The following is a 22,018-nucleotide window of genomic DNA, read 5'->3' as shown; positions in this document are numbered from 1 at the left end:
CTGGAAAGATACAAGCATTTATATGTAAAGGAGGCAAGCGTGCCATGAGTCGAAGAAAGAGAAAAACATCCCCATCGGCATGGGCCTCGATCATTAAGCTGGAACTGATTGGTCTTATCATGATCTGTCTCAGTGTGATCGGTCTCTTGGAGAGTGGTTGGTTAGGTCAAAAGGTACTTTCCTTTTTATTCCGCATGTTTGCAGGATCATGGGATTTTCTGATTCCTGTTGCCCTTATTGTCATTTCTGTTTATATGATGTTTGTTCGCAAACTCCCAAGAATGAGTCCAAGAATGTTCGGGTTTTTCATCATTTTCATGGGAATCCTGTTGTGGGACCATTTACTATTATATGAGCTTTTGTCTGGGAATGGACGTTTTGACCAAAATATGGTCCAGCTAACATGGGAGCGTATTATGGAGGATCAGAAGCAGAAGGTATCGACAGTAAGCGTTGGTGGGGGAATGATAGGGGCTATTTTATTTACGGTAGCACATGCTCTCATTGGCAAAGTTGGGACAGGTCTTGTTGTTGGCCTTTTCTTTTTGATTGGTATCATGTTTATTTTCCAACTTTCCTATGTAGATTTATTCAATGTCATCCGGGGAAAGCTTTCTGCAGGCTATACAAGAACCAAAGAATCCGTCAAAGAATCCATTCAACTTTTACAGGAAGAAAAAGAAAAGAAGCGAATGGAAGTCAAGGATGGGAATGGATCAAACTTAGAGCATGCCAGTGCTATAGAGAGTCCATTACCATTAATTGTAGATAATAGTGTCCCTTGGAAAGAACAATTAGATAGTGAACAAGCAATCGTTTCTCCCGTGATAAGGGATTTTACAGAGCGAGTAGACGAATCTCTTCCAGAACAGGAAGCTGTAGCTCCCAATCAGAGAGCAGAAACATCCGCTAAGATAACGATTAAACCGAAGGCTAATTCGCAAACAGAAGAGATGCCGGACGTGACGGTGAACTTTCAGACAGAGAATAGCCAGCTTGAAAGTAATTATGTCATCCCAGACTTGTCTATGTTGTCGAGACCAAAAAACACGTCCCAACAGAAAGACGTAGATCATGCATCAAATGCAGCCAAGCTAGTGCAGACACTGAAAAGCTTTGGTGTAAACGCAATCGTCTCTGAAATCCATCGAGGTCCTGCAGTGACACGATATGAAGTACAACCAGCAACTGGGGTAAAAGTAAGCCGTATTGTAAGCTTGACGGATGATTTAGCACTAGCATTAGCAGCAAAAGATATTCGTATTGAAGCTCCGATACCTGGTAAATCTGCCATTGGTATTGAGGTACCTAATAATGAAATTTCACTGGTAACACTTAGAGAAGTTTTAGAAAGTCAGCAGTGCAAAGACTCAGAAGCTAAGTTAACTGTTGCTCTTGGACGTGATATTTCGGGTGAACCAATTTTAGCAGATTTATCAAAAATGCCCCATTTATTGGTAGCGGGGGCTACGGGCAGTGGTAAATCAGTATGTGTTAATGGGATTATCATGAGTATTTTATTGCGTGCAAAACCGAACGAAGTGAAATTAATGATGATAGATCCAAAAATGGTAGAGCTTAATGTATATAATGGTATACCACATTTACTAGCACCTGTTGTAACTGATCCAAAACGTGCTTCTGTGGCTTTGAAAAAAGTAGTGGTAGAAATGGAAAGACGCTACAATTTGTTTTCTAAATCTAATTGCCGCAACGTAGAGATGTACAACCAAATGGTTCAATCAGCAGAACAAGACCAAAAAACTGCTCCTTTGCCCTATATAGTTGTAATTGTAGATGAGTTAGCAGATTTGATGATGGTAGCACCAGGAGAAGTAGAAGATGCAATTTGTCGATTAGCTCAGATGGCTCGAGCAGCTGGAATTCATCTTTTAATTGCTACTCAGCGTCCATCTGTTGACGTTATTACGGGTGTGATAAAGGCGAACATTCCATCACGTATTGCCTTTGGAGTTTCGTCTATGGCTGATTCGCGAACTATTTTGGATATGGGAGGAGCGGAAAAACTACTTGGACGAGGAGACATGTTGTTTTTACCGATGGGAGCTTCCAAACCAACCCGTGTACAAGGCGCTTTTGTTGCAGATAAGGAAGTAGAAGAGGTTGTTTCGTTTGTGAAAGAACAACAGGAAGCAAAATACAGTGAAGAGATGATTCCCGAGGAAATAAGCGAGGAACCACAGATGGTCATGGACGACGAAATGTACGATCAAGCTGTGCAGGTTATTGCAGAAGCACAGACGGCATCAGCCTCTCTATTACAGAGAAGACTGCGTGTTGGCTATACGAGAGCAGCTCGCTTAATAGACATGATGGAGGCTCAGGGAATCGTTGGTCCGTACGAGGGTAGTAAGCCTCGTGAAGTACGAATTCCGCGCCCATCATCTGAAACACAAATCTCCTAAAAATGTTTTTTGTGTTAAATATTAAAAAAACTAACATATTCCGAATGATAGAATAAAAAATTCGCTTGCATATCGCTTCTTACATGGGGTAAAATTTCTACGGACTGGCGAAAATATTAGATTCATGTCGATAATGGGGGGTTTTTCCTTAAAAGGCAGTGGTAAGAGAACAGAATAAACAAGTTATCGTTTTTATTATTTACTTGTTCTCTCCTGTCAATTGGAGTAACACTCATGCTTGATAGTCTGATATTTTCTTGTCTACATAAAAACTGATCATTGGGGGTATCACAAGCATGAAAAAGATCCTATCTGTTCTTTCCGTGGCGACCCTAAGTCTTTCTCTGGTGCTAACTGGTTGCGGTAAAGCTCAACCTACTGAGCCTAGTAAAGAAAGCGCTTCTCCAGCGGCCGAAAAGAAACTTTCTGCAAAAGTTGGTATGGTTACTGATGTTGGTGGTGTAAACGACAACTCCTTTAACCAAAGCGCATGGGAAGGTCTGCAAAAGCTAAGCAAAGACACAGGCATTGAAACAAACTATGCCCAAAGTAATGGCGATGCTGACTATGTACCAAACTTGAACAACTTTGTTAAGGAAAAATGGGATCTGACATGGGGTATTGGTTTCTTGATGGCTGAACCAGTGAAAAAAATTGCTGACCAAAACCCAGATGCAAAATTGGCGATTATCGACGCTCAAGTTGATGCACCAAACGTAGCATCCGTATTATTTAAAGAGCAAGAAGGATCATTCTTGGCGGGGGTTGTTGCTGCTGAAATGTCGAAAACCAAAAAAGTTGGTTTCGTAGGCGGTATTAAAATCCCAGTTATTGAACGTTTTGAAGCTGGATTTATTGCTGGTGTAAAAGCAGTTAATCCGGAAATTAAAGTAGTATCTATCTACACAGGTGCGTTTGACAAACCTGACCAAGGTAAATCTACCGCTTCTGGTATGTATGCGCAAGGCGTAGACATCATTTTCCATGCTTCTGGTGCTACTGGAGACGGTGTATTCAACGAGGCTGCTGACCGTAAGAAAAAAGGCGAAAACGTTTGGGTTATCGGTGTAGACAAAGACCAATCTCTTAACTTTGGTAACGAAATTACGTTGACTTCTATGGTGAAAAAAGTAGACGAGGCTGTTTACAAAGTATCCAAAGACATGGCTGAAGGCAAATGGGACGGTGGAAAAGTTGTTAACCTAGGTATCGCTGAAGATGGCGTAGGTTTGGCTTCTACTTCTACTGCCAATGTACCGGCTGAAGTTCTGAAAAAAGTTGATGAATTTAAAGAGAAAATCGTTAGCGGTGAAATTAAAGTTCCAGAAAAAGCTGTTCAGTAATTTGATCTAGTTATTTATGTGTTGAAAAAAATATGCAACAGGGCTAGTTTCATAACTAGCCTTGTTGTTGCCTTGTGAAGAATTACTTTAGAATTATTACCCAGAAAAACGGGGTGAGTGAAATGAAAGATGTAAAAACTGTTGTAGAAATGCGTGGAATTACGAAGCGTTTTCCAGGAATTATTGCGAATGATAACATCCAGCTTAAAGTAAAGAAGGGCGAAATTCACGCGCTCTTAGGTGAAAATGGTGCGGGTAAATCAACTCTAATGAATATTCTATTCGGGTTGTATCAACCTGATGAAGGTGAAATTTTACTTGATGAAACACCGGTGAAAATTACCAGTCCAAACGTTGCCAACGAAATGGGTATAGGAATGGTTCACCAACACTTTATGCTTGTCGAACCGTTTACCGTTACGGAAAATATTATTCTAGGAAAAGAACCAAAGAATGGTTTGAAGATAGATATAGATTCAGCGGCAAAAAAGGTACAAGCACTTTCTGAACAGTATGGGCTGAAGGTTGATCCATATGCAAAAATCGAAGACATCTCTGTAGGAATGCAACAACGTGTTGAGATTCTTAAAACATTGTACCGTGGAGCAAATATCTTAATTTTTGACGAACCAACGGCTGTTCTTACACCGCAGGAAATTTCCGAGTTAATTGAGATTATGCGCAATCTAGTAAAAGAAGGCAAGACGATTATTTTGATTACACATAAATTAAAAGAGATTATGGCGATCTGCGATAGTGTAACCATTATCCGCCGTGGTAAGACCATCGACTCCCTAGCGATTAAAGATACTAATCCAGACGAATTGGCTTCCAAAATGGTGGGACGCGATGTAACGTTTGCGGTAGATAAAAAGCCTGCTAATCCTAAAGAGGCGATTTTCTCTGTGAAAAATGTAACAGCAATGGGGAATCGAGGAGTTAATGCCCTAAATAGCATCAGCTTTGATGTCAAAGCAGGGGAAATTCTTGGGATTGCTGGTGTAGATGGTAATGGTCAGTCAGAATTGATTGAAGTGTTAACTGGATTACGCAAGTGTCAAGAAGGTTCAGTTACTTTAAAAGGTAAGGATCTGACAAACAAAGCTCCTCGCCTTATATCCGAATCTGGACTGTCTAATATACCGGAAGATCGACATAAACACGGATTAATTCTTGATTTTAACATGGCTGAAAACATTGTTCTCGAGACGTATTTCCATCCTGAATTTAATAGGAATGGGTTCTTGAACTATGACGCTATCAACAAACATGCGGCAAAGCTAATTGAAGAGTTCGATGTACGTACACCAGGGATACATACCCTAGCACGCGCGCTGTCAGGTGGTAACCAACAGAAGGCGATTATTGCCCGTGAAGTGGACAAGGACCCTGATCTGTTAATTGCAGCTCAACCTACACGTGGTTTGGATGTAGGTGCGATTGAATTTATTCATAAACGTCTGATTGAGCAACGCGATAAAGGAAAAGCGGTTTTACTGATTTCGTTTGAGTTGGACGAAATCCGCAATGTTTCTGATCGTATCGCTGTTATTTATGAAGGTGAAATTGTTGGTATTGTTGATCCGAAAACAACGAATGAACAAGAGCTCGGTTTGATGATGTCTGGTGGAAAACGCATGCAAGGAGGCGAACAGGATGAATAATGTTTTTAAGGTTTTAACAAAGGATTCTTTCATCGTTCCTGTTGTTGCGATTCTGCTTGGACTCATCGTTGGGGCAATTGCGATGCTGGCAGGTGGATTTGATCCACTGTTAGCCTATGGCGCTTTGTTAAAGAAAGTATTTGGTGATGCTTATAATTTCGGTGAAACAATACGACAAATCACTCCTTTAATTTTTAGTGGTTTGGCAGTTGCCTTTGCTTTCCGTACAGGACTATTTAACATCGGGGTAGAGGGTCAATTCATGATGGGTATGGTTACAGCTGTTTACCTAGGTGTAAAGCTGGATTTACCTGCCTACATTCATGCTCCAATAACAATTATTGCTAGTACAATCGCAGGTGGACTATGGGCAGCTTTTGCAGGTTGGTTAAAAGCGGCACGTGGTGTCCATGAGGTTATCACAACGATCATGATGAACTGGATTGCTTTGTATCTGGTGAACTTTATCCTAGTTACTACATTGGTTCCGGAAGGTCAACAGCGTTCTCCAGAAATTAAGGATTCAGCTTCCATTGCAATTGGTTGGTTGTCTCAAATGTTTGAAAGTGCACGTATGCACTGGGGTACGTTACTTGCTCTTGTTTTAGCTGTTTTGTTCTTTGTTATTTTATGGAAAACCAAAACAGGATTTGAACTTCGTGCGACAGGGTTTAACCCGCATGCAGCACAGTATGCTGGTATGAACGTAAATAATAATGTAGTAAAAGCTATGTTTATTTCAGGATGTATGGCAGGTATGGGTGGAGCAGCCGAAATTCTTGGAGTGTTCCATTACCAAGCAATTATGGCCGCACAACCAGGGTATGGTTTTGATGGAATCGCGGTAGCTCTAATCGGTGGTAATACACCTATTGGGGTAGTATTAGGAGCCATTTTATTTGGAGTCTTGTCCTTTGGAGCGAATGGAATGAAGATGGGAGCAGGCGTACCAGTAGAATTAATTCGTGTGGTAATTGCTTCTGTTATCTTCTTCGTTGCAGCTCACGGAATTGTTAGATATATCTTAAAACCTGTTCTTTCTAAGAAGAATAAGAAGGAGGTGCTGTAAACATGCAATGGCTAACCATTGGTGGCGATCTTTTTCATGACACGATCGTATTCTCCACAGCCCTCATTTTCGCGGCACTAGGCGGCGTTATTTCTGAACGTTCCGGGGTAGTTAACATTGCGCTGGAAGGCCTCATGGTAATGGGAGCTTTCGTTGGGGCGGTTGTTACTTACTTTATGGAACCAGCACCTTATGCACCTTGGATTGGATTAATCGCAGCTGGTGTTGCCGGGATTATTTTTTCCCTGCCTCACGCAGCGGCTTCTATTACCTTTAAGTCTAATCAGGTAGTAAGCGGTGTTGCTCTTAACTTCTTGGCAACAGGTTTGGCTGTATATCTCACCAAAATCATCTTTGATGGTGCTGGGCAAACGAAAACGTTAAGTGTTGTATTTTCTAAATGGGATATACCGTATTTGAGTGATATTCCTTTCCTTGGTCGTGCTTTGTTCCAAGCATATCCAACAAGTTATTTGGCATTTATCACAGTAGCAATTGTATGGTTCATACTGTTTAAAACTCAGTTTGGTCTAAGACTTCGCTCTGTTGGGGAGCATCCACGTGCGGCTGATACAGCTGGTATTAATGTATTTCGTATTCGCTACATTGCTGTTATGTTGAGTGGGGCGTTAGCTGCGTTGGGTGGAGCAACTGTTGCTCTAACAACTACATCAAACTTCTCGCACAATACCATTTCTGGTCAAGGTTTTATCGCGCTTGCAGCGATGATCTTTGGTAAATGGCATCCAGTAGGCGCGATGGGAGCAGCTCTTTTCTTCGGGTTAGCCCAAGCTGTTAAGACGATTGTACAGGTGTTCGGGCTTACGAAGTACATTCCAGTTGAATTCATTTACATGTTGCCATATGTCTTGACGATTTTGGTACTTGCTGGTCTGGTAGGTAAATCACGTGCTCCAAAAGCTAGTGGTGAACCATACGAAACAGGTTCTCGTTAATAATCGTTACTCTTATATTTCTAACCAGAATATATTATTGTGAAGCTTACTTGTATCCTTATGTAACCACCTTTCCTATTGGAAGGGTGGTTTTTCATGTTAGGCTACTTTTTTCCAGTAATTTTGCATAGATAGCCGTTTGTAACCTATGGGATAATGGGCATGTTTGACTTTGATAAGGAGGCTACTTACATGACTAAATTACTGAGGAGTACGGGCAGTTGGATATTATGTAGCATGGTGGGTACTGCCTTGCTTTCAATGCTCTGGATTGCCCCTATGCAAGTACAGGCTACTTCTGTGCCCCGCATATTCTTAATGGTAGATGGAAAAGGAATAACAACAGACGTAACACCACAAATTGTGAATAACCGTATGTTGGTGCCAATTCGAGCTGTGTCAGAAGCTTCCAAAGCAGAGGTTACGTATGAGGCATCAACCAAGCAAGTACTTATTACGACGGAAACGGAACAAATTACTTATAAGGTAAATCAAAAAACAGCGTGGGGCAATGGAAAAAAGCATACGCTTGATGCTCATCCCATTGTAAAAGAAGGCCGTGTTTTAGTTCCTCTACGCTCGATAAGTGAGTTATTGGGCTATCAGGTAAAGTATGATGAAAAGACGAAGGTAGCGATGGTTTCAACGAATCCTACTACAGCAGCTTATACGGTACAAGCTGGGGACTCGCTTTGGTCCATCAGTCAAAAATTCGGTGTACCCATTTCATCGATAAAAAAAGAATCTAGTCTAACAAAGGATGAGGTATGGCAGGGAATGAAGCTAACCATTCCAGTTGTTAGCAAGTCTGAACAGACATGGAGCCCATTAGATAAAAAAGCGAAGCAACAGCATATAGAAAACATGGACCCATCGTTAGCTCCCAAACAAAGTGTTTTTCCATTAAAAAAAGGGACATGGTATGAACAAGTTTACGATACATATGGAGATGGACGAGTATGGGGAGCAGATGCACAAGGTAGAAATCATGAAGGCATTGATATTATGGCTTTTCATGGGATGCCTGTCTTCTCGTCGACTGATGGCACCATTAATCGCTTAGGATGGAATACTATGGGGGGATGGAGAGTAAATATTACGCACTCCTCTGGTAAGTATCGAATGTACTATGCTCATTTGAGTGCTTTTGCTCCTAATATAAAGGTGGGTAGTTCGGTTAAAGCGGGACAATTAATTGGTTTTGTAGGTGATACTGGCTACGGCCCAAGTGGAACGACGGGTATGTTTGCACCCCACTTGCATTTCGGACTTTATAGCAATCCGACAGGCGAAGCTGTTAATCCCTATTATTACCTTAAATATCTGGAAACGATCGAGATGGAATCGCTTAAGTAGCAATGAATATGTGTGAAAACTCATAATCTAACCATTTCCGGGCAAACTAATGTGAGAGATGGAGCATAAGGAGTGTATGAATATGTGGGAATGTCCATACTGTGGTTTTGATAACGGTCATGTTTTTTTGGACAGTCAATTACATGGCATTCTATGCTTAAATCCGGACTGTGGACGCTTCGATTCAAGCGATAACAGTTTAGAAATGCTAGGTGAATGGGATACAAGTGATTTTTAAACTAATGTCATAGACCGGAAAAAGACTGTTGAGATCAGCTCATCAGTCTTTTTTCGTTTCGTAGTTGTTATGTATAAGTGTACCCAGGAATGGCATACATTTGATGTAATCATTTTGCTGAAAGCTACCTGTTTTGGGTAAAATAGAAAATAGGTACGTTAACAAGGAGGGAGACAAATTAAATGGCAGAAAAAGCACAGGAAATTGCCTTTACCAAATCTCAGGTAAACGGAATGAATCTACATATCTTACAGACTGAAAAGTTTAAATCAATCACGATGATCGTAAATATTGAACAGGAACTAACAGAGGAGAATGCGTCGAAAACAGCTTTGCTTGCCATGGTGTTAAAGCGTGCAACGGCTCGTTTTCCGGAACCACAGAAGCTTCGTCAGCATCTTGATTATTTATATGGAGCTATTTTTGACGTAGATGTAGCAAAAAAGGGGGAACGCCAAGTCCTACAGGTATATATGGAGGTTCCTAATGAGAAGTATTTAAGTGGAAAACAGTCTCTTGTGGAAGACGCAATACAGTTCGTTGGCGATATCCTGACTCGTCCTTATCTGGTTCACGATCAGTTTGACAGTAATTATGTTGAAGCAGAAAAAAAATCTCTAACGAAGAAAATTGAAAGCATCGTTAATGATAAAATGAGATATGCAAATCAACGAATTACGGAAGAAATGTTTAAAGATGAAGCATATGCTATTTCTGCATTGGGTGATTTGCCTCATTTGGCAAAGGTAGATGTCGCTTCCCTTACCGATTATTATCATCAATTGATGGTTAATAACCCAATTGAAATATTCGTAGTGGGTGATGTGAAGGAAGATGAGATTCGTTCTTTATTTGAGAAGCACGTACAGCTATCCACACAACGTCAAAGTAGTCTAGATATTCAACGGTCTTCCAAAAAAGTTACGGAACAAAAAACGATTGTGGATCGAATGGATGTAAATCAGGCCAAATTAAACATAGGATGCCGTACAAATATTATTTACAAAGATGACGATTATCCTGCTTTATTAGTGTATAACGGGATTCTGGGTGGTTTTCCACACTCTAAACTGTTTTTGAATGTGCGCGAAAAGGCTAGCTTGGCTTATTATGCAGTATCCCGTTTAGAAAGTCATAAAGGCGTAGTTATGATGATGTCGGGTATTGATGCAAAGAACTATGAACAAGCTGTGACTATTATAAAGGAACAAATCGCTATGATGGAGCAGGGCGAGATCAGTCAAGAAGAGATGGATATGACTAAAGCCACGTTATATAACCAATTTAAAGAATTGCTTGATAGCGGAAAAATGATGGTAGAATATGCCTATAATGGAGTCATTAGTGGTAAAGCTCGTGATTTGCAAACCTTGCTTACTGAAATTGAGAAAGTTAGCGTGCAAGATGTCGTAAACGTTGCTAAAAAGGTTGAACTGGATACAATCTATCTATTGCGTGATAAGAAGGGAGGAGAATAGGGTGAAAACAGTAACATTTGATCAGCTTAATGAGACACTCTATCATGAAAAACTGCCAAACGGTTTGTCAGTCTATTTGTTGCCAAAAGAGGGCTTTAGTAAGACATATGCCGTTTTTACAACCCGTTATGGTTCAAATGATAGCCATTTTCGATTTAATAATCTGGAAACCATTAATGTACCTGATGGCATTGCTCATTTTTTGGAGCATAAGCTGTTTGAAAAAGAAGACCGTGATGTATTTCAGGATTTTTCAAGAAATGGTGCTTCTTATAATGCTTTTACCAGTTTTAACCGGACAGCCTATCTCTTTTCCTCTACGGATAAAGTAGAAGACAATTTGAAGATACTACTTGATTTTGTACAGGAACCTTATTTTGAGGAAGCAAGTGTTGAAAAAGAGAAAGGGATTATTGGTCAAGAAATTCAGATGTACGATGATAATCCGGATTGGAAAGTATACATCAATCTGTTAAAAGCGATGTATCAAAAATATCCGGTACGAATTGAGATTGCGGGAACAATTGAAACCATTACTCCCATAACAAAAGATATGTTATACCAGTGCTACGAGACATTCTATCATCCAAGTAATATGGTGTTATTTGTAGTGGGGGGATTTGATAAAGACCAGATTGGTGAATTGATTCGTAGTAATCAGCAAGCTAAAAATTTTCCACCAGCACCGATCATTGAACGTTTTTTTCCAGAGGAACCACCCGAAGTTGGTGAAAAGCTTGTAGAAGCCCATCTTTCCGTGGCAATTCCTAAAATCTACATCGGTTTTAAAGAGGCTACAAACAAGTTGTTTGGTGAAGAGCTGTTAAAACGTGAATTAACGACAAAACTGATGTTGGATTTACTGTTCGGCAACAGTTCTAGTTTTTACCAAAAATATTATGACAAAGGACTAATTACCGAAGCCTTTGATTTTGATTATAGCAACGAGATTGATTACGGCTATACCATTTTAGGCGGAGATACACCTGACCCAGAAAAGTTAGTTACTGTCATTACACAGGAAATTAAGGAAGCAAAATCGCGTGGAATTGATGAGGAATCATTCCAACGGCAAAAACGGAGAAGAATTGGTCTGTTCTTGCGCTCACTGAATTCCATTGAGTTTATTGCTAATCAGTTTACTAGCTATAAATTTAACGGGATTGATTTGTTTGAAATCGTACCTACTTTAGAAAAAATTACGTTAGAGGATGTACAACAACGCATGCATGACCATTTGCAAGAAAGTCAGATGGCTGTCTCTATCGTGCGTTCACAGTCTTAGGCATCGTTGGGAAGAGGAGAAATAGATGGAAGACAAGCAAGCATGGGCGTTAGTCACAGGAGCTTCCGGTGAGATTGGGCAAGCTATTGCCAAGAAGCTAGCAGACGAATCGATCCCGCTGTACCTTCATTACAACAAACAAGTAGAAAAAATAAATGTACTGCTATCTTATTGTCAAAAAAAAGATGTGCCTGCTATTGCTTTGCAAGCTGATTTATCTCAACCAGAGGCGGTTACATCGATGTTCACTCAGATGCCAATAAAGCCGCTTTATATAATTAATAATGCTTCGATTGATCATGTAGGCTTAGTAAACGATGTTACCCCGGCGTTGTTTGATGAATTGGTTCGAGTTAATATGGGCTCTTGTTTTTTTGTCTCACAGCAAGGACTTCCTGCGATGCTACAGGCGAGATTTGGGCGAATTGTTACCATCTCCTCTATCTGGGGAGAAACAGGAGCCGCGTGTGAAGTTCTGTATTCCATGACAAAAGGGGCCATCCTTAGCTTTACAAAAGCATTAGCCAAGGAGGTAGCTCTCAACCATATTACAGTCAATGCGGTATCACCAGGTGCTGTTTCAGGTGGGATGATGGATCGGTTTACTTCAGAAGAAAAAGAAGACTTATGCGAAGAAATTCCTATGGGACGATTGGGTCAGCCAGAGGAGGTAGCCGCAGCCGTTTCTTTCTTATTACAAAAAGAAGCAGGATATATCACGGGTCAAACCGTCTCCGTTAATGGAGGATGGCATATGTAAGCTGTAACAGTACATTCCTTTCCTTCTTGCATAAAAATCAAAACAAAAACGCATTCTAATTTTGAACGGACATGAGAAATGGTCCGAAGAGTGCTAAGGAGGGATTTGGATGTCAGTACTTGATAACTTTGGTGATTGGAAAGGTTTTTTGTCTGAACGCGTCCAACAAGCTACACAAGCTGGTATGAACTCCGATACCATCCAAAATGTAGCATATCAAATCGGTGGATACCTTGCAGATCAGGTTGATCCGAAAAACGAACAAGAACGTTTACTTAAACAATTGTGGGATGCTGGAGATGACGAGCAACGTCGTGCGATAGCTAGCGTAATGGTTAAAATTGTGAGCGATGGTCAAAAAGAATAAATGATGATTTTTTCGAAACAAGTAGCTCTTACGTATTAACAGCGTAAGGGCTGTTTTTTTGTACGATTAGAAGCAAATAAGATCCCAGTAAAGGTTTGATGGAAACAAGTTTTCTTATGATGGTATAAAAAGTGTAAGCTAGCATATAAATGATTATTGATAAATAAGGGGGATGTTATAAAGTGTAATAAAAGATTTTTTATTAGCATTGTTGGCATGTTTTCTGCATTTTTTCTTTGTCCTTCTACCTGCAAATGGTATACTATTGTTGAAAAGCCATCTATCACGGGGGAAGAACAATAGGATTGTTCTTACAGAAAAAGGGGATACATGATGCTCACGGAGGAGAAAGAATTTTTTGAGTGGTATCTAGAATATCGCTTGATTAAGGATCGTCCTGGTCTGCTTGGAGACTTAGCTTCTATTCTAGGGATGCTTAACATCAACATTCGTACAATCAATGGTGTTCAAACCAACACGCGAGGAATGTTATTATCCACAGATGACAATGATAAGATAGAAGCCTTACGTAGCTTGTTGTTAAAAGTAAGTAATATTGAAATTAACAAGCTGCGACCGCCTACTATGCTTGACCGTCTAGCTGTTCGTCATGGACGTTATATTGAACGTGATGCGGAAGACAAAAAAACATTTCGCTTTATTCGTGACGAATTGGGGATTCTGGTTGATTTTCTTGCAGAGTTATTTAAAAAAGAAGGCCATCAATTAATCGGGATTCGTGGAATGCCTCGAGTTGGTAAAACAGAGTCTATGATTGCAGCCAGTGTATCCTCCAATAAGCGTTGGACGTTTATTTCATCAACATTACTGCGACAAACAGTTCGCAGTTCCTTGACCGTTGATGAAATGACAGCCAATCATGTATATTTGATTGATGGGATTGTCTCAACCATGCGCTCTACGGAACGTCACCACAGCTTGTTGCGTGAAATTATGGCTTTCCCAGCTACTAAAGTCATTGAACACCCTGACATTTTTGCAAGAGAGACAGAGTACAAGCTGTCTGACTTCCACTACATTATTGAATTGAGACATCATCCTGATGAAGAGATTACATATGATTTAATCAACACGAGAAGTTTTAATGACTTCGAAATGACGTAAGGAGGCTACATTGTGTCTGAGCTCGGCCACGTATTGAAGAGAGCACGAGAAGAAAAAGGAATCTCGCTCAATGATATACAAAAAATGACCAAAATCCAAACCAGATATTTAGAAGCGATTGAGCGGGGAGATTTTCACATGTTGCCCGGCCACTTTTATGCCAAAGCTTTTATTAAAAGCTATGCGGAAGCGGTAGGATTGGATCCTAATCAGATCGTGGAGCATTACCAGGCCGACTTGCCATCCCAACCTTCGCAAGAACAGGTGGAACGACTACAACGACGCCATGTGGTTCAAAGGCGATCCCCTTTTCAAACTGGTAGGTGGGTAGCTCCTACTTTGTTAACTCTGTTTATCATCTTAGTTGTTGGTGTTGTTTACATGGCGTTAGTGAATCGGGATAATACACCACCTACTGTTCAAAGACCTCCTGAAGGTATTATTGATACCACCCAAGGTGGGGGAGGGGTTCCTACACCGAATCAAACACCAGGTCAGGGACAGGCTCCAACTACCCCTGGAACAGCTACACCGCCAGCAACTACCACGCCTCCGGATGGAACTATTCCCGAGACGAATCTTCCTGAGCCCGATGAGGGGACTAGTACACTTACCTTTGAATCACAACAAGGAAAGTATTACAATTATAAAGTTGGTAATACAGATAAAATCTCAGTAACGATTAAAGCAACCCATGGTGCTTGTTGGGTGCAGGTGCGGGATAAAGATTCTGGTAAAAAGCTGTTTGAAGCTACCCTGCAAAAAGGGGAAGAAAAAACCGTAGATGCTCAGGATACTGCCTTTTTACATCTTGGATATTCTCCTGCGGTTGAAGTGCTAGTTAATCAAGTGCCGATTACCATGAGTGACATTAAAGCGCAGACAGCTAAGTTTAATTTCACCTTGCAAAAGGAAGAAATTCCAGCGCCGTAAAGCTTGCTATAAGCTTCATCATCCCGTTTCACTTTCAAAAGTGGGACGGGATTTTTCTATGTAGGAGGAGCGTTTATTCCTTATCTTTATTGTGTGTACAACCAGGCTTGGATAGATGGGAAAATGTGCTTTGAACGCCTGAAAACAGTTGTTTTTAAGTGTTACCCTTTTTGACTACTCACCTTGCCTTATATTATACTGGTTAGGTGAATTTGGGCTGGAATATGCAATTGGAGGAAGAGAAATGACCGAAAAAACAACACCCCGTGAAAAGGTTGCCATTGTGACCTTGGGATGTGAGAAGAACTTGGTCGATTCAGATATGATGGCACATCTGATCGATGAAAAGGGTTACGAGTTAGTTGATAATCCGGATGATGCAACAGTCGTTATCGTGAATACCTGTGGATTCATCGATGCAGCAAAAGAAGAATCCGTTAACAAGATTTTGGACATGGCTGAGTTAAAAGAGAGCGGAAAGTTAAAGTCATTGGTAGTAGCTGGCTGTTTAACCCAACGCTATAAAGAAGACTTATTAAATGAGATCCCAGAAGTGGATGGTATTGTGGGAACCGGTGATTTCATGTCAATTATTAATGTGATTGAAGACACTCTCATTGGTAAGCGTACAAGTCTGATCGGAAATCCTGTATTTAACTACGAACAAGTTATTAAACGCAAGGTAAAAGAAGGAACCTACACGACATATACAAAGATTGCAGAGGGCTGCGATAACAACTGTACATTCTGTAGTATCCCACTCATGCGCGGTAAATTTCGAAGTCGTTCCATTGAATCTATCGTAGAGGAAGCGACATATCTGGCAACGAAAGGCATTGTGGAAATTTCGCTGATCGCCCAGGACTCAACCAACTACGGTATGGATTTATACGGCAAGCTAATGTTGCCTGAACTATTGAACAGACTTTCTGAAGTAGACGGTATTGAGTGGGTTCGACTACACTATGCATACCCAGGGTTCTTTACAGACGAGTTAATTGAAACGTTTGCTAAAAACCCAAAAGTTTGTAAATATATTGATATGCCTTTGCAACACTCAGAGGATGGTATCTTGAAACGGATGCGCCGTCCAGGACGTCAAACCGATATTCGTGAACTTGTTGCTAAAATCCGCGCTGAAGTACCGGATGTAGCTTTGAGAACCTCTTTAATTGTTGGTTTCCCAGGTGAAACGGAAGAAGATTTCCAGAAGTTGTGTGATTTCGTGAAAGACATTAAGTTTGATCGTCTAGGTGTGTTTACTTATTCAAATGAGGACGATACTCCTGCTACACGCCTGCCTGATCAGATTGATGAAGATGTCAAGGAAAAACGCGCTAACATATTGATGGAAATTCAACGCGAGATTGCCAACGAAAAGAATGGTCAACACGTGGGTAAAGTATTGGATGTCCTAGTAGAGAGATACGAAGGCAGAAACAATATTTACGTAGGCCGTACCCAATACGATGCTCCAGAGATCGATGGGGAAGTCTTTATTTCTAACTATCAAGGAGAATTAGGTAAGATCGTAAAGGTGAGTATTACCCACTCATACGATTATGATCTAGCTGGGGAGGTTATTTAGTTGAATCTTGCCAACCGCATCACGCTTGCCAGAATTTTTCTGGTTCCTGTCGTCATGTTTTTTCTACTAGTAGAATACAAATTTGGCACGTTTACCATCGGGACTCTAACTATGACGTACAATGAGCTGATAGCGGCTTTGGTATTCATCTTGGCAGCCAGCACAGATGGTCTAGATGGGTACATTGCCCGTAAGCGGAAGATTGTTACGAATCTGGGCAAGTTTTTAGATCCATTGGCGGACAAATTGTTGGTATCGGCTTCGCTTATTTCTCTTGTAGAGATGCAACGAATTGAAGCGTGGGTCGTTATTGTGATTATCAGTCGGGAATTTGCAGTGACGGGACTTCGAATGATTGCAGCGGCGGAAGGAAAAGTTATTGCCGCAAGCGCTTGGGGAAAAATTAAGACATGGGTGCAAATCATTGCGATTACTGTATTAATGATGAACAATTTCCCGTTTGGGTTTGTCGGTGTACCTTTTGACAAAATTGCGATCTGGGCAATGGTCTTGATCACCCTTTGGTCGGGTTATGACTATTTTGCCAAGAATCGTAATGTCATTCAATATTCGTAAAAGATTGGGATGAAGAGTGATGAAAGCGGAAATAATCGCGGTTGGGACTGAGTTGTTACTTGGACAAATTGCTAATACAAACGCACAATTTTTATCACAAAAGTTAGCAGAAGTAGGAATTAATGTTTATTATCACATTACAGTTGGCGATAATTATGAACGAATGCTTCAAGTGATAGAGCGTGCGAAATCGCGTTCCGATCTCATCATTTTTACCGGAGGGTTAGGCCCTACGCAGGACGATTTAACCAAAGACGTAGTGGCCGACCATCTGGGTCACAAGCTAGTCACGGATGAGAAAGCAATGGCGAACATTCGTGATTTTTTTGACCGACGCGGTATTGATATGACGGAAAACAATCGTAAGCAAGCCCTTGTGATTGAGGGATCGACGGTCTTTGACAATGATTATGGAATGGCACCAGGAATGGGGATTACCCAAGAGGGTGTAAACTATGTCTTGTTGCCAGGTCCTCCAAGCGAAATGTATCCGATGGTGGAAAATTATTTGATGCCATTTTTGGCTTCTCTAGGTAATGAGCATCAAATCTTTCATTCTCGTGTCTTTCGCTTTTTTGGTATAGGAGAATCTTTATTAGAAGCAAAGCTGATTGACCTAATTGAAGCGCAATCCAATCCGACAATTGCCCCGTATGCCAAGGAATTTGAGGTGACGTTGCGCGTTACAGCACGAGCTACTTCTGTGGAAGAAGCAGAGAGTTTAGTAAAACCTGTTGAAGAAGAGATTCGTAACCGTGTAGGCGAGTTTATATATGCAGTAGGAGAATCTCCCTTACATCAGGTGTTATATGAACAACTGCTTTTGAAGCAACAGACGATCTCCTTTGCCGAAAGCTGTACAGGAGGTGCTGTTTCTCAACTGCTTACCTCGATACCTGGTGCGTCGCAGGTATATCGGGGGGGATTGTTTGCTATAGTAATGAAATGAAACATCAGTGGCTGGATGTGCCTCTTAAAGTCCTTGAGACAGAAGGAGCTGTCAGCGAAACTACTGCTCGGCTTTTAGCTGAGAATATCCGTCAAAAGATGGGCACGACCTATGGCGTTTCTGTTACCGGTGTAGCAGGACCTGAATCTTCCGAGGGGAAACCTGTAGGACTGGTCTATATCGGAATCGCCAGTGAGAATCAGCCTACTTTGATAAAAAAGGTGCAAGTAGCGGGACAACGCAGAGCTATAATTGGACGTGTCGCCAAGTATGCTCTATATTACACGTTCCAGCAGCTTCACTGTAACGACTAAAAGAAAGGTGACTATCATGACGATTTTTTCAGATTTTGCTTTACATAAAAATGTGTTGCAAGCTATTCATGATATGGGCTTTGAAGAACCATCACCAATTCAAGCTGCTTGCATCCCGAAAATCTTAGAGGGTGGCGACCTAATCGGACAGGCTCAGACCGGAACAGGAAAGACAGCTGCGTTTGGGATTCCACTAGCTGAAGCGTTAAATCCAGCTAACAATCGCATACAGGCAATTGTTCTAACTCCAACACGCGAACTGGCTATACAGGTAGCAGGAGAATTGGTTCGAATTTGCAAACACAAAAAAATTCGCACCTTACCTATCTATGGAGGACAATTGATTAGCCATCAGATTCGTGCGCTTCGGCAAGGCGTGCATGTGATTATTGGTACGCCTGGACGTGTTTTGGATCATTTGCGTCGTAAAACCCTACAGCTTGAAAATGTAAAGATGCTTGTTCTTGATGAAGCGGATGAAATGCTGGATATGGGTTTTATTGAAGATATTGAGACGATTCTTAGTCACATGAAAGCAGAGCGTCAAACCTTGCTTTTCTCAGCGACGATGCCTCCTGAAATCAAGCGTTTAGCTCATCGATACATGAAAAACCCTGAAATTGTGGCTGTCAGTCGTGAAGAGGTTACAGCACCTTCTATTGAACAAGTGTATTATAAAGTATTTGAACGCAATAAACGGGAGAGTCTTTGCCGTATTCTGGATAGTCAGGATGTAGAGCTTGGAATCATCTTCTGTAGAACGAAGCGTGGTGTAGATGAATTGAGCGAAGCCTTGCAAGCACGTGGCTATTTGGCAGACGGCTTACATGGTGATTTATCTCAAGCACAACGCGACAAAGTGATGAAAGCTTTCCGTGAAGGCACCATCGAGTTCTTGATTGCTACAGATGTAGCGGCTCGTGGAATTGATGTAGGTAATGTGTCTCATGTTATCAATTATGATATTCCACAAGATCCTGAAAGCTACGTGCATCGAATTGGCCGCACGGGTCGGGCTGGGCGCAAGGGGATTGCCATGACGCTAGTCACTCCACGGGAGATGCGTCAACTGATGGTGATTCAGAAACAGACCAAGGCATCCATGGTTACCCGCACCGTGCCCACTTTGGAAGAGATTGCTGAGCGTAAACGTATACAGTTACGTGAACAGCTGCGCTCATTAATTGCAAGTGATTCTACGAATGCTATGTACCAAGAGATTGTTAGCGATTTAATGCAGGAGTACGATCCAGCTAAAGTTGCAGCCGCCGCTCTACACCTTGCGTTCCATAGTGATCCAAGTGGAAATGATGACGAAGAAGGGTATAACTTTGGTGAAACAGGTGCAGCAAAAGGAATGGTTAGGTTCTTCCTTAATGTCGGACGAAACGTTAACATGAAGCCTCAAGATCTTGTACGAGAGATTTCTGAATCAGTAGGCATACCAGGAAAATCAGTAGGACGGATTGATATTTTTGAAAACTTTACGTTTGTGGAAGTTCCAGAGGATGTTGCTCCGTTTGTGTATGAGGCGTTAAGACAGACGCGGATTAACGGCAAACGCATTAATCTGGAGCCTGCAAAACCACGAACACGTAAATCATAATTTACCTATATAGAAGGCATTTTCACCCAAAGGTTGAGTGAAAATGCCTTCTTTTTTCTACATAATTCCTATACGAATATTTGTTCGTAAAAAATACTTGGCAAACCCCTCTATCTCGATGTATGATACATACATAAGAAAAAGTTGAGTGGAACGAGAAAGGGAGTGTCACTATTGTCAGATCGTCGCGCTGCGTTAGAGAGTGCTTTAAGACAAATAGAAAAACAGTTCGGGAAAGGCTCTATCATGAAGATGGGGGAGATGGCAAATACACAAGTTTCTACAGTTTCAACAGGGGCTTTAGCTCTTGATATAGCACTTGGTGTTGGCGGTTTCCCACGTGGTCGTATTGTTGAAATTTATGGACCAGAATCCTCTGGTAAAACAACGGTTGCGCTTCATGCCATTGCAGAGGTACAAAAGCAAGGCGGACAAGCAGCTTTTATTGATGCCGAGCATGCCTTAGACCCTGTTTACGCTGCTAAATTAGGTGTTAACATAGAAGAATTACTTTTATCTCAACCAGATACGGGCGAACAAGCTTTAGAAATTGCGGAAGCTCTGGTACGCTCTGGTGCTGTAGATATTATCGTAGTAGACTCCGTAGCAGCTTTGGTTCCTAAAGCGGAGATCGAAGGGGAAATGGGAGACTCTCACGTTGGTCTACAAGCGCGTTTGATGTCTCAAGCGTTACGTAAGCTTTCTGGTGCTATCAATAAGTCGAAAACTATTACGATCTTTATTAACCAGTTGCGTGAAAAAGTCGGTGTTATGTTTGGTAACCCAGAAACTACTCCTGGTGGTCGTGCTTTGAAGTTCTACGCTAGTGTGCGTCTTGATGTACGTAAAGCAGAGGGCATTAAACAAGGTAACGATGTAGTAGGTACAAAAACGAAAATTAAAGTTGTGAAAAATAAAGTGGCTCCTCCGTTTAAAGTAGCCGAAGTAGATATTATGTATGGAGAAGGTATCTCTAAAGAAGGAAGTATTCTAGATATTGGAGCTGAGTTGGACATCGTTGCAAAAAGCGGTGCTTGGTATGCATTTAATGAAGAGCGGTTAGGTCAAGGTCGTGAAAATGCAAAACAGTTCTTGAAAGAGAACGCATCTATTGCAGCTCAGATTGACCAAAAAATTCGAGAATATTACAGCCTGAATCCTAATTCCATCCCAGAGGGTGAAGAGATTCACGATCCAGAGCAGGATGAAGAGCCAGCTTTTGATTTAGAGTAGAAGTGATGTAAGCCTGTCGTATTCTGTGCGACAGGCTTTTTATGTAAAGAAAAAGCAGTCTGGATTAGAGGAGGAGACATGAAAACCTCAGGGGTAATCACGGCGGTTCATAGGGATTCTAAACGAAAAAAAGTGTATTTGATTGATCTGGACAATGAATTTGCATTTGAAGTGCATGAGGAAGTCTTCATTAAGTATCACTTGATGAAGGGAACCGAGGTAGATAGTAACTTTTACGCAGAAGTGTTACGAGCGGACCAGGAGAACAGAGCCTATCTGGCTGCTATCAATTATCTAAGCTATCGTCCACGTAGTTCCATGGAAGTGGAAAGATACCTAGTGGGAAAAGAGTTTTCTTCAGAGCTAGCAGAAAGTATGGTGGAGAAGTGTACGCAAGAAGGATATCTAAATGATGAGCTCTTTGCTAAAAAGTGGGTAGAAGAGAGACTCCGTTTGAAACCTCGGGGTACTTATATGCTAAAGATGGAATTGAAGCAGAAGGGAATTGCCCCTAGCTTGATAGAGAAAGTATTGGGACGAATAGCGTATGAGCAGGAGCTGGATGTAGCTCGTTCCTTACTACGAGGAAAAGTAGCTAGAAAAACAGGTCCTATTGATCAAAAAACAGAGCACAAGCTTTTGCAATTTTTATTGAGGAAGGGGTTTTCTCATTCCCTCGTTCAGCAGGTAAGAAATGAATGGAGATTGGAAAACTGGACAGAGGAAGAAGAGGAACTTTGAGAGGGTGTACG

Annotated in this window: 17 protein-coding genes and 1 pseudogene; all 18 read left to right on the top strand. The window is 41.3% G+C overall.

Annotated features, from left to right (window positions below):
• Nucleotides 1-44 precede the first annotated feature (44 nt).
• Nucleotides 45-2,426 carry a DNA translocase FtsK gene (locus EEL30_23130; GenBank protein ID QDX94925.1) on the top strand — a complete coding sequence of 794 codons (2,382 nt, stop codon included), beginning with the start codon at nucleotides 45-47 and terminating at the stop codon, nucleotides 2,424-2,426.
• Between the two features lie 296 nt (nucleotides 2,427-2,722).
• Nucleotides 2,723-3,769, top strand: coding sequence for a BMP family ABC transporter substrate-binding protein (locus EEL30_23125; GenBank protein ID QDX94924.1), 1,047 nt, complete (start codon nucleotides 2,723-2,725; stop codon nucleotides 3,767-3,769).
• Nucleotides 3,770-3,891: 122 nt separating this feature from the next.
• On the top strand, nucleotides 3,892-5,433 hold the full coding sequence (locus tag EEL30_23120; protein ID QDX94923.1) for an ABC transporter ATP-binding protein: 1,542 nt from the start codon (nucleotides 3,892-3,894) through the stop codon (nucleotides 5,431-5,433).
• Entirely contained in the window at nucleotides 5,426-6,502 is a 1,077-nt protein-coding gene (locus tag EEL30_23115) for an ABC transporter permease (protein QDX94922.1), read from the top strand. The genes EEL30_23120 and EEL30_23115 overlap by 8 nt, the downstream gene beginning before the upstream one ends.
• A 2-nt stretch (nucleotides 6,503-6,504) precedes the next feature.
• The gene (locus EEL30_23110; protein QDX94921.1) at nucleotides 6,505-7,458 is read left to right on the top strand and encodes an ABC transporter permease; all 954 of its coding nucleotides are present in this window, start codon (nucleotides 6,505-6,507) and stop codon (nucleotides 7,456-7,458) included.
• Between the two features lie 192 nt (nucleotides 7,459-7,650).
• Nucleotides 7,651-8,814 (top strand): LysM peptidoglycan-binding domain-containing protein, encoded by a 1,164-nt coding sequence (locus EEL30_23105; protein ID QDX94920.1) that lies wholly within the window; start codon nucleotides 7,651-7,653, stop codon nucleotides 8,812-8,814.
• Nucleotides 8,815-9,234: 420 nt separating this feature from the next.
• Nucleotides 9,235-10,530 (top strand): insulinase family protein, encoded by a 1,296-nt coding sequence (locus tag EEL30_23100; GenBank protein ID QDX94919.1) that lies wholly within the window; start codon nucleotides 9,235-9,237, stop codon nucleotides 10,528-10,530.
• A 1-nt stretch (nucleotide 10,531) separates the two neighbouring features.
• Complete coding sequence (locus EEL30_23095) at nucleotides 10,532-11,815, top strand: insulinase family protein (GenBank protein ID QDX94918.1); 1,284 nt, start codon at nucleotides 10,532-10,534, stop codon at nucleotides 11,813-11,815.
• 25 nt (nucleotides 11,816-11,840) lie between these two features.
• Nucleotides 11,841-12,575 (top strand): SDR family oxidoreductase, encoded by a 735-nt coding sequence (locus EEL30_23090; GenBank protein ID QDX94917.1) that lies wholly within the window; start codon nucleotides 11,841-11,843, stop codon nucleotides 12,573-12,575.
• Between the two features lie 109 nt (nucleotides 12,576-12,684).
• Complete coding sequence (locus EEL30_23085; GenBank protein ID QDX94916.1) at nucleotides 12,685-12,942, top strand: DUF3243 domain-containing protein; 258 nt, start codon at nucleotides 12,685-12,687, stop codon at nucleotides 12,940-12,942.
• A 333-nt stretch (nucleotides 12,943-13,275) separates the two neighbouring features.
• Nucleotides 13,276-14,067, top strand: a complete 792-nt coding sequence (locus EEL30_23080; protein QDX94915.1) for a DUF3388 domain-containing protein — start codon at nucleotides 13,276-13,278, stop codon at nucleotides 14,065-14,067.
• Between the two features lie 12 nt (nucleotides 14,068-14,079).
• Nucleotides 14,080-15,000, top strand: a complete 921-nt coding sequence (locus EEL30_23075) for a helix-turn-helix domain-containing protein (GenBank protein QDX94914.1) — start codon at nucleotides 14,080-14,082, stop codon at nucleotides 14,998-15,000.
• A 244-nt stretch (nucleotides 15,001-15,244) separates the two neighbouring features.
• Nucleotides 15,245-16,588, top strand: coding sequence for a 30S ribosomal protein S12 methylthiotransferase RimO (gene rimO / locus EEL30_23070; protein QDX94913.1), 1,344 nt, complete (start codon nucleotides 15,245-15,247; stop codon nucleotides 16,586-16,588).
• Entirely contained in the window at nucleotides 16,589-17,164 is a 576-nt protein-coding gene (pgsA, locus tag EEL30_23065) for a CDP-diacylglycerol--glycerol-3-phosphate 3-phosphatidyltransferase (protein QDX94912.1), read from the top strand.
• A 19-nt stretch (nucleotides 17,165-17,183) separates the two neighbouring features.
• Nucleotides 17,184-18,427 (top strand): annotated as a pseudogene (locus tag EEL30_23060) (competence/damage-inducible protein A).
• A gap of 16 nt (nucleotides 18,428-18,443) precedes the next feature.
• On the top strand, nucleotides 18,444-20,033 hold the full coding sequence (locus EEL30_23055) for a DEAD/DEAH box helicase (GenBank protein QDX94911.1): 1,590 nt from the start codon (nucleotides 18,444-18,446) through the stop codon (nucleotides 20,031-20,033).
• Nucleotides 20,034-20,207: 174 nt separating this feature from the next.
• Nucleotides 20,208-21,266, top strand: a complete 1,059-nt coding sequence (gene recA, locus EEL30_23050; protein QDX94910.1) for a recombinase RecA — start codon at nucleotides 20,208-20,210, stop codon at nucleotides 21,264-21,266.
• 78 nt (nucleotides 21,267-21,344) lie between these two features.
• Nucleotides 21,345-22,007 carry a RecX family transcriptional regulator gene (locus EEL30_23045; GenBank protein ID QDX94909.1) on the top strand — a complete coding sequence of 221 codons (663 nt, stop codon included), beginning with the start codon at nucleotides 21,345-21,347 and terminating at the stop codon, nucleotides 22,005-22,007.
• The last annotated feature ends 11 nt before the right edge of the window (nucleotides 22,008-22,018 follow it).

Origin of the sequence: Brevibacillus laterosporus (assembly GCA_007833815.1) — a bacterium.
GTDB lineage: Bacteria > Bacillota > Bacilli > Brevibacillales > Brevibacillaceae > Brevibacillus_B > Brevibacillus_B laterosporus_D.
Note: the sequence above shows the minus strand (reverse complement) of the source record. Positions and strands in the feature narration are given on the sequence as shown.